At 63.3% G+C, this 12567-nt stretch carries 12 protein-coding genes; 2 read left to right on the plus strand and 10 right to left on the minus strand.

What is annotated here, in order from left to right; all coding sequences use genetic code 11:
• Positions 1-12 precede the first annotated feature (12 nt).
• The 10 genes from FND50_RS00605 to rpmH form a co-directional block, all read right to left on the minus strand.
• A complete protein-coding gene (locus tag FND50_RS00605) occupies positions 13-711 on the minus strand; it encodes a GNAT family N-acetyltransferase (protein WP_144284403.1) in 699 nt (232 codons plus the stop codon).
• A gap of 157 nt (positions 712-868) precedes the next feature.
• Positions 869-1951 (minus strand): ParB/RepB/Spo0J family partition protein, encoded by a 1083-nt coding sequence (locus FND50_RS00610; RefSeq protein WP_144284404.1) that lies wholly within the window; start codon positions 1949-1951, stop codon positions 869-871.
• Complete coding sequence (locus tag FND50_RS00615) at positions 1948-2961, minus strand: ParA family protein (protein ID WP_120660048.1); 1014 nt, start codon at positions 2959-2961, stop codon at positions 1948-1950. The genes FND50_RS00610 and FND50_RS00615 overlap by 4 nt, the downstream gene beginning before the upstream one ends.
• 68 nt (positions 2962-3029) lie before the next feature.
• Entirely contained in the window at positions 3030-3713 is a 684-nt protein-coding gene (rsmG, locus tag FND50_RS00620; protein WP_005249117.1) for a 16S rRNA (guanine(527)-N(7))-methyltransferase RsmG, read from the minus strand.
• Between the two features lie 581 nt (positions 3714-4294).
• Positions 4295-4699 carry a nuclear transport factor 2 family protein gene (locus tag FND50_RS00625; RefSeq protein ID WP_144284405.1) on the minus strand — a complete coding sequence of 135 codons (405 nt, stop codon included), beginning with the start codon at positions 4697-4699 and terminating at the stop codon, positions 4295-4297.
• Positions 4700-5752: 1053 nt separating this feature from the next.
• Positions 5753-6307, minus strand: coding sequence for a R3H domain-containing nucleic acid-binding protein (locus FND50_RS00630; RefSeq protein ID WP_037206810.1), 555 nt, complete (start codon positions 6305-6307; stop codon positions 5753-5755).
• Positions 6308-6326: 19 nt separating this feature from the next.
• The gene (gene yidC / locus FND50_RS00635) at positions 6327-7439 is read right to left on the minus strand and encodes a membrane protein insertase YidC (RefSeq protein ID WP_144284406.1); all 1113 of its coding nucleotides are present in this window, start codon (positions 7437-7439) and stop codon (positions 6327-6329) included.
• A 4-nt stretch (positions 7440-7443) separates the two neighbouring features.
• Positions 7444-7806 carry a membrane protein insertion efficiency factor YidD gene (gene yidD, locus FND50_RS00640; RefSeq protein WP_144284407.1) on the minus strand — a complete coding sequence of 121 codons (363 nt, stop codon included), beginning with the start codon at positions 7804-7806 and terminating at the stop codon, positions 7444-7446.
• Positions 7803-8180 (minus strand): ribonuclease P protein component, encoded by a 378-nt coding sequence (rnpA, locus tag FND50_RS00645; RefSeq protein WP_144284408.1) that lies wholly within the window; start codon positions 8178-8180, stop codon positions 7803-7805. Before rnpA ends, yidD begins: the two co-directional genes overlap by 4 nt.
• A 27-nt stretch (positions 8181-8207) precedes the next feature.
• On the minus strand, positions 8208-8351 hold the full coding sequence (rpmH, locus tag FND50_RS00650) for a 50S ribosomal protein L34 (protein WP_005263481.1): 144 nt from the start codon (positions 8349-8351) through the stop codon (positions 8208-8210).
• A gap of 738 nt (positions 8352-9089) precedes the next feature.
• Between rpmH and dnaA the strand changes: the two genes are divergently transcribed.
• Together dnaA and dnaN are read left to right on the plus strand one after the other, a co-directional pair.
• Positions 9090-10676 carry a chromosomal replication initiator protein DnaA gene (gene dnaA / locus FND50_RS00655; protein ID WP_005263480.1) on the plus strand — a complete coding sequence of 529 codons (1587 nt, stop codon included), beginning with the start codon at positions 9090-9092 and terminating at the stop codon, positions 10674-10676.
• 648 nt (positions 10677-11324) lie between these two features.
• Positions 11325-12509, plus strand: coding sequence for a DNA polymerase III subunit beta (gene dnaN, locus FND50_RS00660; RefSeq protein ID WP_005249107.1), 1185 nt, complete (start codon positions 11325-11327; stop codon positions 12507-12509).
• Positions 12510-12567: the final 58 nt, after the last annotated feature.

A 12567-nucleotide genomic window follows, 5' to 3' on the forward strand; every position in this document is an offset into this window, starting at 1 on the left:
GCTCCCGAGCGCTCAGTGCGCACCGACGGGTGTGCGCTCCCCGATGTCGACCATGCTCACCGACGCGGTGTGGATCAGACGCTCCAGGGCAGCCTCCACGTCTTCCTTCCATCCGTGATCCCGGTTCAGCTCGAGCCGCAGGCGCGGGAACCGGTGATGGGGCGCGACGATTTCGAAGCCGTTGTCCTCGAGGAAATCGGCCGGGATCATGCACTCCTCGGGGGAGCACTCGCGGGCCGCGGTGGCTGACGCCATCCCGTGTGTGTCGATCGGCCCGCTTCCGTCGGTATTACGGATACCGAACGCCTCGAGGGCACGAACACCGCGGCGCACCAGATCGGCCACCACGGCTTGGATCAACGTGGTTCCCAGATTCTGTTCTTCGCCGGCAGGCTCGAGCCGGAGGCTCGTGAGGAGGACGGCGTCGGCACCGACAGGAGCGGTCGGGAGTAGCTGCGCGCGCGGCACGGTCCGCGGGGGAGCGTAGAGGGCGCTGCCGACCGGCTTCCCGTCCATGACGGCAACCTGACCGCACGATCCCCATTCGAGCATGACCATGGAGAGCCATGCTTCCTTCTCGAACTCCTGGTCGCAGAACCCGCGCGAACTGTGGATGGCCGCCGGATCCATTTCCCAGAAGACACAGCGACGAGCGTGGGCGGAGAGCTTGTCCAAGCCGTCGAGAGTGAGCGATGTGACGTGAGTCGACACTGGCTAGCTCAGCCTCCATATGTCACTACCGCAGATCATTCGACATCCTCTGGTATTCAACGTTTTTCGCCCCCGATAGTTCTGCTGGACCCGGTCCGTCAGCGGCCACTGTCACAGTGACGGATCATCCGCGTGTACTTCTACCTCTGTCAGGCGCTCATGAATCGGCCTTCTGTGCCTCCATCATCCCAACGATCCTCTGAAGATCGTCCACCGAACCGAACTCGACCACAATCTTGCCCTTGCGCTTGCCGAGGCTGACCGTGACCCTCGTGTCGAATGAATCCGACAGTCGCTCGGCGACGTCCTGCAGTCCCGGCATCTGGATCGGCTTACGGCGCTGGGCGGGCTGGGCCGCCTGGTCGTCGCTGCGGTTGGCGAGCGTCACCGCCTCCTCCGTCGCGCGAACAGACATGCCCTCCGCGACGATGCGGGCCGCCATCACTTCTTGCGCGTCGGCGCCTGCCTCGAGTGACAGCAGGGCGCGAGCGTGACCGGCGGACAGCACGCCCGCCGCGACGCGTCGTTGCACGGGGATCGGCAACTTCAGCAGTCGGATCATGTTCGTCACGACGGGACGCGAGCGGCCGATCTTCGCCGCCAGTTCCTCGTGGGTCACCTCGAACTCTTCGAGCAACTGCTGATACGCCGCCGCCTCTTCGAGCGGGTTCAGCTGCACGCGGTGGATGTTTTCCAGGAGCGCGTCGCGGAGCATTGCGTCGTCGCCGGTCTCGCGGACGATCGCCGGGATCGTCTCCAGCTCGGCCTCCTGGCTGGCACGCCACCGACGCTCGCCCATGACGAGTTGGAACTTGCCGTCGTCGAGTGGACGCACCACGATCGGCTGCATCAGCCCGAACTCACGGATCGAGTGGACGAGTTCGGAGAGAGCGTCGTCGTCGAACACCTGACGCGGCTGCTTGGGGTTCCGCTCGATCAGGTCGGGAGCGATCTCCCGGTACACCGCTCCGGTGGGGGAGGGGAGGGGCTGAGCACCGTTCCCTGAGGCGCCGTCGGCGCCGTTGCTGTCTCCGTTGTTTCCCGTGGACGTGGGAGCAGTCTTCTTGTCGGTCGCAGCGTCCGACGAGTTCGGTGCGGGAGCGGTCAGTACGCTGCGCCGGTCCGCCCCGATCACGACGTCAGCGGCGGCGTTGCCCAGCCCCGGTCCCGTCGTGGTCGGTCCCGTAGGAATGAGCGCAGCCAGTCCACGGCCAAGTCCACCCTTACGCGTCTGACTCATCGCTGCTCCTGCTTCGTGATGTGTGCGGTTCGTGCTGCGAGTTCACGTCCCGCGTCGAGGTAACTCATGGCGCCCCGCGAACCGGGGTCGTAATCAAGCACGGTCATGCCGTACCCGGGAGCTTCGGACACCTTCACGCTTCGGGGAATGACGGCGCGGAGGACCGCATCGCCGAAGTGGGTGCGAACCTCTTCGGCCACCTGGTCCGCCAACTTGGTGCGCCCGTCGTACATCGTGAGAAGGACCGTCGACACGTGGAGGTCCGGGTTGAGGTGCGCCTGCACCAGTTCGATATTCCGCAGCAGCTGTCCCACACCCTCGAGGGCGTAGTACTCGCACTGGATCGGAATCAGGACTTCCTTGGCCGCGACCATCGCGTTCACCGTGAGCAGTCCGAGCGAGGGCGGGCAGTCGATCAGGATGAAGTCGGCATCCACCTCGCCGAGAGCCTTCTCCGACAGTGCGCCCTTCAGCCGCCCCTCGCGGGCGACCATGGACACCAATTCGATCTCGGCACCGGCGAGGTCGATCGTGGCAGGAATGCAGAAAAGCCGGTCATTGTGCGGGCTCTTCTGGATCGCTTCCGCGGCCGTCACCTCACCGAGGAGAAGCTCATAACTGGACGGCACACCGGAGTGGTGAGCGACGCCCAACGCAGTGCTGGCGTTGCCCTGCGGGTCGAGGTCGATCACCAGAACGGTGAGTCCCTGAACCGCGAGGGCAGATGCGAGGTTGACCGCACTCGTCGTCTTGCCGACGCCGCCCTTCTGATTGGCGATCGTGAGGATCCGCCGTTCGGGCGGCTTCGGCAGGGTCACCGAATGGGGGTGCAGCACCTGGCTTGCGCGGTGCGCTGCCGCACCGATCGGAGTCTCCTCGACGGAGATTCCGTTGTAAGGGGCCGTGAATCCGTCGTCTCCGTTCCCGGAGCTCGTCGCCTGGTCGGATTGATGGTCGGTTTCACGTGAAACTGTTTCACGTGAAACGGCGGATTCAGGCCCACCCGACATTGACTACTCCTTCGATTGGGAATCGCTCGTTACTCGACATACTCACTCCCTAGTCACCGTGCACATCGTCATCGACGCTGACGGCGTTTCGGTACACGTTCTGCCCGAACGACAACGGTGGGGACAGGAAGCAGGCCCACTCCGCATTCCACGATATCCAGCTTGCCAGCACCCAACCGAGTCAGGGAAGCGCGATCACGGGAAATCTCTTCGGCGGCGCTCGAACCTTTCAATGCGAGCATTCTCCCATGCTCGTGGATAAGCGGCAGCGACCACTTGGCCAACTTCTCCAACGGTGCCACCGCTCGCGAAGTCACGACGTCTGCGCCACCGGCTTCCTTCACCACACCCGACTCCTCGGCGCGGCCACGGACCACGAGCACGTCCAGGCCGTTCGACTCGACGAACTCGGCGAGGTACACCGACCGTCGCAGCAGCGGCTCCACCAACGTGATGCGGAGATCGGGACGGGCAATCGCGAGGGGGATACCGGGCAACCCGGCACCGCTTCCGACATCGACGACGGACTCACCCTCGGCGATCAGTTCACCAACGACGGCACAGTTGAGGAGGTGACGTTCCCAGAGCCGCGGAACCTCACGAGGTCCGATCAACCCCCGCTCGACACCGTCGGTCGCCAACGACTTGTAGTAGCGCTCCGCGATATCGAATCGTTCACCGAACACCTGGCGTGCCGCCGCTTGTTCGTCCCATTCGGCCGGCTCTCCACCATTCGGTTCCACGTGAAACATCCTCCCGCGAATAACGCGAAATCAACAAACACAGCTTCTTCATTATCCGCCCTCGCTCGCGACTATGTCCCTTAACTCGAACGCGCAACGCCGGAGCAGTGTCGGGCCGCACCCCTTCCGGTGGGGGAGGGGAGGGGAGGGGTTCGGCCGTCTCTTCCGTTGATGCATCCTGGCGAACTCGCGAATCCGGCCGCCGCCTCGAAGGCGAACCATGACGCACATTGAATCTGGCGCACAACGCCGTCAGCGGGTTCCGCAGATCTGGGACTGGAGATCGCGGCGCTCATGTTTCACGTGGAACAGACGGCGGTCACTGGCCAAGTTCGCGCGTCACCCCGCGACCTTCCCAAGCGGACGCACGCGGGGTTCGGTGAACGACAATCAAGTCGGGCCCTCTCCAACTTGGGGTAGCCGTCCACGCCTACTCGACGCTACCTCTCGGCAACTCCACCCAACGAATCCCGGTTTCTCAATCATCACAGTGACGAAACTTCCGGGTGTGGTTGGGTGGGTGAAACTACAACCTAAATTCCTTCGAAAAGGTGTGAAAACGACGGTCCCGGACCCCTATCCGCCATGCGTCAGACAGTGGTGTCCGGAAAGGAGTGGTGTTCGTGAGCGACGAGCCAACGCCCGTTTTCCTTCCGCAACCCCACTGTGAGGCGGAGCCGGTTCTCCGGATTGTCGGCTAGCTCCGCTTCCATACCGCAGCGGAGGAGTGCATGGGCGAAGGCGACGTCCTCGCCGGCTGTCACATCCAAGGCCACCATCTCGAAGCGGGCACCCTTCGACTGCCATTCGAAGAACGGCGGCCACGTCTCGCGATACGCATCGATTCCGCGAGCACCCTCATATGGCGGTGGGACGTCGAACATCACGATGTCGTCGGAGTGGTCCGCGAGCACCCCAGCCATGTCGCCGCTGTGCACAGCCTCGGCCCAACGGTCGATCAGATTCCGGATTTGTCGTTCGTCCTCGGTCATCACTCACTCCACCCGTCGACGGCACTGGTTCTGTCGCTTCAATGATGTGGACTTCGAGGAGTGGCGAAACTCATCGCGGAACCAATACCCCGAAGCCGTAGTTCTCAGGAGTTCGCGAACACTCTCGGATCGTGTCCGGTGACCATCGCCGGATGAGCAAAGCAGAGCTTCGATGGATCCAGCACTCGTCTCCACGATCTCGGTACTCGCCGGCGGCACGGTGCAGGAGGGTTGGTCGATCGGTTCGCCCACTAGGCGCCGACGGATCCACGTTCTAGGCGGCCCCTCAAACTGAGCGGGGTACGGCATGCCATTTTGACCCCTATCCATCGATCCCGGCTCGACCAGTTGCCTATCAAGGCGATCAGATGAGCGATGGGGATTTCCCCGCGAACCCGTCCGCTCGGCGTGAGCCGTCGAGGGCGCACTGAAATCTCGAGATGCCGGCAACCGTGATGGCCGAACGGATCGGCTGGGACCACACACTCCGGATCCTCAGCATCCACGTCAGTGTGATTTCCGGTTCCCGCCGATCACCCGCGCGATCAACCAGGGCCAAATCCGAATGACAACGAAGCTCCCAGTGTTGACCACGAACTGTGGATGCCCGCGCTGGGTTGTTTGCGGTGCGGTGCTGGTGCCCGCGGAGCGGTGGACCTTTGGCTGACTGGTGGCACCTCCATCAAGACACTCGGCGATGTGCCCCGGGCATTGAACTCGCAGCGTCGTTGCGGCCGCGAACACCCGCCGCATACCCTGGTCGCCGACCACCGGCGGGCGTGCGCGAACATCAAACTCTCTCCGAGATCGAGCGGGCACGGTCCGCGTCTTCGTCGACAACACACTGTCCACGAAGTCCTGAGACAGCGCAGTGAGCGGAGGAGGCATCCGAATCTCGCTGCGGACACCCGCCCCCCTCAGTGGGGGAGGGGAGGGGTGCGTGTTTCACGTGAAACGAAACGAATCCAAAGTGACGGATAGCGACATACGGATAGAGAAGAGGCGGGGCTCCCGGAGATGAATCCGGGAGCCCCGCCTTGGTGATGCTTGTGTGGATCAGTCCTTGATGACGACCACGCGACGTGAAGGCTCGGCGCCTTCGCTCTCGCTGGAAACGCCATCGACCTTCGCGACTGCGTCGTGAACGATCTTGCGCTCGAACGGCGTCATCGGAGCGAGCTCCTCGCGTTCGCCGCTCTCGAGTACGCGGCGAGCAGCCGAGGAACCCAGCTCGGTCAATTCGGTGCGACGGCCGGCACGCCACCCGGCGATGTCGAGCATCAGGCGACTCCGTTCGCCCGTCGCCTGCTGCACGGCGAGGCGAGTCAGTTCCTGAAGTGCGTCGAGCACCTCACCCTTGCGTCCGACCAACTTGGTGAGATCGTCTCCACCGTCGATGCTGACAACAGCACGGTCGCCCTCGACGTCCAGGTCGATATCGCCGTCGAAGTCGAGTACGTCGAGCAGCTGCTCCAGGTAATCGCCGGCGATTTCCCCTTCCTCGATAAGGTAGTCGTCAGAATCGGAATCCACCTCGGTGTCCGGGTTCTGCGTCGTTGCAGTCACGTCTGTCTCATCTCCGTCCACTGCGATGTCAGGCTCACTAGCCATGCTCGTTCTCTTTTCTGAATCAGCGCCGCTTGCGCTTGGGGGACTTTCCGCGGGTGGACTGGGGGCGGGCACCGGGCTTCGGCTTCGACGTACCCGTCGCCGAACCATCACCACTCACCTGATCGGAGGCGCTGTCTTCGACGACACCCTCGACGATCTCCGGCTCGTCCGCCGAGGAAGAACCGTCCGTTGCGGTCGCGGACTTCTTCTTTTTCTTGGTGAGATCCGGACGTGCACCGGGCTTCGGAGCGTTGTCCGCCCGGCGTGCGATGGCAGCTTGCTTCTTCTCTTCCTCTTCAGCGTCGATACGACGGAAGACGATGTGCTGCTGACCGTAGGTCCAGATGTTGTTACTCACCCAGTACAAGAGGATCGCGATGGGGAGGAACGGACCACCGACGAGCACACCGAGCGGGAAGACCCACAGAGCGAGCTTGTTCATGATCGCCGACTGCGGGTTGGCGGCGGCCTCGGGGCTCTGCCGCGCGACGGAGGCACGCGAGTTGAAGTGGGTTGCGATGCTCGCGATCACCATGAGTGGGACCGCGACGACGGCAATGTTCAAGACCGTGGGAATGGGACCGTACGCAGCGAACGCGTCGAGCTGTGCTTTCGGCATGGTGATCCAGGCCGAGATGGGAGCACCGAACAGTCGGGCACTCAGGAAGGACTGCACATCCTCGACGCTGAAGAAGTAGTTCGGCGTGTTCGCGTTCGCCTCGACCGACATGCCGAGCTGACCGATACCGGTGCCGGTGCGGTTGAACGAGCGAAGCACGTGAAACAGGCCGATGAAGACCGGCGCCTGCGCGAGCACCGGGAGGCAGCCCATGATGGGGTTGAACCCGTGCTCCTTCTGGAGCTTCTGCATCTCGACGGCCTGGCGCTGACGGTCACCCGAGTACTTCTTCTGCAGGGCCTTGATCTGCGGCTGAAGTTCCTGCATCTGGCGCGTCGTGCGGACCTGCTTGACGAACGGCTTGTACAGCACGGCACGCAGCGTGAACACGAGGAACACCACGGAGAGCGCCCACGTGATACCGCTGTCCGGCCCCAGGAAGGGAATGGCACCGAAAACCTTGTGCCAGACCCACAGGATCCCCGACACCGGATAGTAAATGAAGTCGAGCACGGCTCTATGTACTCCTCTGTTCGTCCACGTTCGCCGGACAGCAACGGCCACCCGCATGACGGTCGTGACGGGCAGGGACCGGGTCCCACCCACCAGGGTGCCAGGGGGCACACTTCGCCAACCGAACCACCGTCAAGAAAAGGCCTTTGATCGCCCCGTGGGTACGCAGGGATTCCACCGCGTACTCGCTACAGGTCGGCATGAACCGGCAGGTCGGCATCCTCAGGGGCGACACATACGTCCGGTAGAGCTCGATGAAGAATATGAGAGTGCGCGCCGGTAACGCACGGACCGACTTCCACGCGGAAGAGACCGAGGAAGTGGCCTCGGCCGTGAGGGCGCGCGACTCGTGGAGTGCGCTTTTCATGCGGAGTTACTCACAGGCGCAAGAAGGTCCAATCGAAGGAGACCTGCACGGAGTTGCTTCTCCAGGTCCCGGCTACTTGCAGTCGCAGCTCCCGGAAGAGCCCGAATCACCACATCGGTTCCCTGTGGAACCATGTCCACGAGATCGATGCAGATATGACGAAGCCGGCGTGCGACTCGATGTCGAATCACCGCCGGCCCGACAGCCTTACTCACAACCAGTCCGAATCGCGGACCGCCGCTACTCACCAGCTCATCTGCCTGCGCACGGTCGAATGCGTGCACAACCAGGTCGCGTCTTCCCATCCGACGACCACGTCGCACAGTCAACGAAAAATCTGAATGACGACGCAATCGGTGCGGCTCAGGCAACACCCCGAGCTCCCGAACCCAGTGTCGGGATCAGGCGGTGAGAGATTCGCGGCCCTTACGGCGACGCGCCGAAACGATTGCACGACCCGCACGGGTCCGCATACGAAGACGGAAGCCGTGAACGCGCGCGCGGCGTCGGTTGTTCGGCTGGAACGTCCGCTTGCCCTTGGCCACGGTCAACACTCCTCGAAGTTCATCGACGCCTCCCGGCGTCATGGATCTAACATTGGCGAAAACTCAGGTGTTCATCCACAGGTGGGGATGAAACGACTTCAAAACTGGACTCGAGCCAGCACGAAACCGCCACCTCACCACAGGGTGACTGTTCGAGAGTACTTACCACTCACGGTCAGGTCAAACTCGCTCACCTGCGATTCCCCCGCGAATCGGTTGACCGACACGCCGAGGATCGACAAATGCTTGCACCCCAACTTCCAATGTGCCAAACCGCTGTGAGGTTGCCGACACTGTTGCTAGCGTCTATGCATGGTCTCGCCGATGAACCCTGATCGAGTGCCCAGCTCTCGACTTCAGCGTTCTCATCTGCATATTCACCACAATTCATCCACAGGGCACAGATGGTGTGCCGCTTCGGATCACCACGAGGGATGTTGACACCCTTCACTTCCCGGGTCCTCGAACCCGCTCATCCAGGTTTCGCACGCATAAGCGCAGGTCAGCGCGCTCAATCTGGACTCCTCACGATGCAACGGCGTCTCGACGAGAGGCGTCTGCGGTTTGTCCACATCTGTGGATAATTGTGTGGAAACACAGTTCAGATGGCATATTCGTAGGTCCGTACGGGGTCCATCCTCAGGTCGGGGAAGCTACCGATTCCACCTCGACGACGGCACCGACACTCGACTCGGCACCGCTGGCGCCGAGTCCGCGAACACACTGGGGAGGAACCACGTGAACGACGATCCGAATGCGCTCGCACGGATCTGGATCGACGTCGTCGCAGACCTCACATCCGATTCGCCCGGCGGCGATCTGCCGCCGTTGACGAGGGGACAGAAGGCGTGGTTGGCGCTCGTCAAACCGCTGACGCTCGCACAGGGCTTCGCGCTCCTGTCCGTACCGTCGCCCTTCGCGCAGGAGGCGATCGAGCGGGATCTCCGTGAGCCGATCCTCCACGCCCTCGGCCGGCATCTCGGTGAGCAGGTCGAAGGCCTCGGTGTGCGTATCGCGGCCCCGGTCGACGACGAACCCGAATCCGAGCCTCCGAGCCGGGACCACCGGCCCGAGCCGGAACCTATCCACACTCCTCGCCACCTCGAGCCTTCCGTCACCAGTTCCGGTTCGTTCCGCAGGCGCCGGTTCGGCTCCGGTGAGGATCAGCCCTACTCGGACACGACGGACTTCGAGGAAGTCGACGACGACCGCGAGGCCCTCGCCAGCGTCCACGAATCCTGGCCGTCGTACTTCACGAAGCCGCCCTCGGGCCCGGCCCCCTCGGCGACCGGGGGTAACAGCCTCAACGCGAAGTACACGTTCGACACGTTCGTGATCGGATCGTCCAACCGGTTCGCCCACGCGGCGGCCGTCGCCATCGCCGAGGCCCCGGCGCGCGCGTACAACCCGTTGTTCGTGTGGGGAGCGTCCGGCCTCGGCAAAACGCACCTCCTGCACGCCGCCGGCCACTACGCCCAGCGGCTGTTTCCGGGGATGCGGGTGAAATACGTCTCCACGGAGGAGTTCACCAACGACTTCATCAACAGCCTCCGCGACGATCGCAAGGTGGCGTTCAAGCGCCGCTACCGCGAGACCGACGTGCTGCTGGTGGACGACATCCAGTTCATCGAGGGCAAGGAAGGTATCCAGGAGGAGTTCTTCCACACCTTCAACACCCTGCACAACGCGAACAAGCAGATCGTCGTCTCGTCCGACCGGCCGCCGAAGCAGTTGGCAACACTCGAGGAACGACTGCGCACCAGGTTCGAATGGGGCCTGATCACCGACGTTCAGCCGCCCGAACTCGAGACGCGCATCGCGATCCTCAGCAAGAAGGCCCGAATGGACCGGCTCGAGGTGCCCGACGACGTCCTCGAGTTGATCGCCTCCCGGATCGAACGCAACATCCGGGAACTCGAGGGTGCCCTCATCCGTGTGACGGCGTTTGCGTCCCTGAACAGGCAACCCCTGGACCTCACGCTCGCCGAGGTCGTGCTGCGTGACCTGATGCCCGACTCGTCGAGTCTCGAGATCAATGCGGCGACGATCATGGCGGTCACCGCGGAGTACTTCAACATGTCCATCGACGACCTCTGCGGCCCCGGCAAGGCGCGTCCGCTGGCGTCCGCCCGGCAGATCTCCATGTACCTGTGCCGTGAGCTCACCGATCTGTCCCTGCCGAAGATCGGGCAGACGTTCGGCCGTGACCACACCACCGTCATGTACGCGGACAAGAAGATTCGCAAGGAGATGACGGAGCGTCGGAAGGTCTACGACCAGGTCCAGGAGCTGACCGCCCGGATCAAGCAACGTTCCAAGAGGTAGTCACCGACACCTCCCTCTCCTGTGCCCCTGGTAGCTCGCCTACCGGGGGCACAGGCCGTTTCGGGGAAACACCGTCCCACGGGCAACTCGAGGGACTCCTCGAGCCGGTCCTCGAGGGTTGGCTCGAGCGGGTCCTCGAGGTACCGCTCGAGGGTCTACTCGAGGCTCGCGCGAATCCCCGCCGACACGACACGCCGGTGCAACACGCCGACGTCAGGACCTGGGATAAAGCATGCACACCTGTGGATAAGTGTGGGGATGAGGTGGAATCTCTGTGGACAGAACGTGCAGAACTTTGAACAACCTCGAGTAGTCCACATGGGTGCCGGATCGGTCCTCGAGTTTGTCCTCGAGAATTCCCCATACGACGACGCGGACGGACCAGCGTCTACACGCCTTCGTCCACAGATTCCACAGGACCTAATAGTACTTCTCATTAATTCTTCTAAAAACCTCTTTGAAAACAGGGTTGGGGACAGCGTCGGTTCACAGGCCTCTGGCGGAGACTCGAGGACGCGACCGTTCCGCTTTCAAGTTCGTCCTCGAGGGCATACGGTTATGCATCGCCGCTCTGTGAAAGACTGCAGTGCTGTGGTCACGGGCCGACCGTGGCGAACAACCGTGCCTACCGAGAGGAACAACCCGGCGATGGAGCTTGGAAGCCTGAAGTTTCGTGTCTCCCGGGAAGAATTCGCTGATTCAGTGGCATGGGTCGCTCGCAGTCTGCCGTCGCGGCCTCCTGTCCCCGTTCTCGGCGGTGTTCTCCTGGACGCGACCGAGCAAGGGTTGACGGTTTCCGGATTCGACTACGAGGTATCGGCCCAGGTCAGGGTGGCAGCCGAGGTCGGTAGTGCCGGTCAGGTCCTCGTCTCCGGCAAGCTTCTCGCCGACATCACGAAGTCGCTTCCCAACAAGCCGGTCGACGTGACCCTCGAAGGCACCCGCGTGCTGATCACGTGTGGAAGCGCCAAGTTCTCCCTGCCCACCATGCCGGTCGAGGACTATCCCCAGCTTCCGCAGTTGCCGCAGCAGACCGGCTCGATTCCCGCCGACGTCTTCTCCGAAGCGATCAGTCAGGTGGCTGTCGCGGCGGGCAAGGACGACACCTTGCCGATGCTCACCGGCATCCGGGTCGAGATCGAACGCAACGCGATCGTGCTCGCCGCCACCGACCGGTTCCGTCTCGCGGTCCGCGAACTCGAGTGGTCGCCTGCGAACCCCGACACCACCGCGGCCGTCCTCATCCCCGCGAAGACGCTCTCCGAGTCGGCGAAAACTCTTGCAGGAGATGCCACTTCGCCGGTCGAGCTGGCGCTCGGTTCGGGATCCGCGGTCGGCAACGACGGGCTCCTCGGCATCGTCAACGACGGCCGCCGCACCACCACCCGCCTGCTGGACGCCGAGTTCCCGAAGTTCCGGCAGCTGCTGCCGTCCGAGCACACCGCGCTGGCCACCGTCGAGATCGCTCCGCTCGTCGAGGCGATCAAGCGTGTGGCCCTCGTCGCCGAGCGCGGCGCGCAGGTCCGACTGCAGTTCTCCACCGAGGGGCTGCTCCTCTCCGCCGGTGGCGACGACGCAGGTCGCGCCGAGGAAGGCTTGAATGCGGTGTTCCAGGGTGAGCCGCTCACCATCGCCTTCAACCCCGGTTACCTGATCGACGGACTGTCTTCGCTGCACAGCGAGCAGGTGCTGTTCGGTTTCACGACCCCCAGCCGCCCCGCGGTGCTGCGTCCGGCCACCGAGGACGAGATCGAACCCGACGATTCCGGCAACTTCGCGGCGCCGGAGAGCGCGTACACGTACCTGCTGATGCCGGTGCGTCTCCCGGGCTGACGATTTCGCGGAAGCGAAACCAGTACTGCCGAAAGAAATCTCACGAGTGGACGGAGAT

Origin of the sequence: Rhodococcus sp. WB9 (assembly GCF_007558985.1) — a bacterium.
Taxonomy (GTDB): Bacteria; Actinomycetota; Actinomycetes; order Mycobacteriales; family Mycobacteriaceae; genus Rhodococcus_F; species Rhodococcus_F opacus.

What these genes read in the sequence shown, in the direction of transcription:
- FND50_RS00610 (WP_144284404.1), bottom strand. Translation starts at nt 1,951, where the DNA reads ATGAGTCAGACGCGTAAGGGTGGACTTGGCCGTGGACTGGCTGCGCTC.
- FND50_RS00615 (WP_120660048.1), bottom strand. Translation starts at nt 2,961, where the DNA reads ATGTCGGGTGGGCCTGAATCCGCCGTTTCACGTGAAACAGTTTCACGT.
- dnaN (WP_005249107.1), top strand. Translation starts at nt 11,325, where the DNA reads ATGGAGCTTGGAAGCCTGAAGTTTCGTGTCTCCCGGGAAGAATTCGCT.
- FND50_RS00630 (WP_037206810.1), bottom strand. Translation starts at nt 6,307, where the DNA reads ATGGCTAGTGAGCCTGACATCGCAGTGGACGGAGATGAGACAGACGTG.
- rsmG (WP_005249117.1), bottom strand. Translation starts at nt 3,713, where the DNA reads ATGTTTCACGTGGAACCGAATGGTGGAGAGCCGGCCGAATGGGACGAA.
- yidD (WP_144284407.1), bottom strand. Translation starts at nt 7,806, where the DNA reads ATGAAAAGCGCACTCCACGAGTCGCGCGCCCTCACGGCCGAGGCCACT.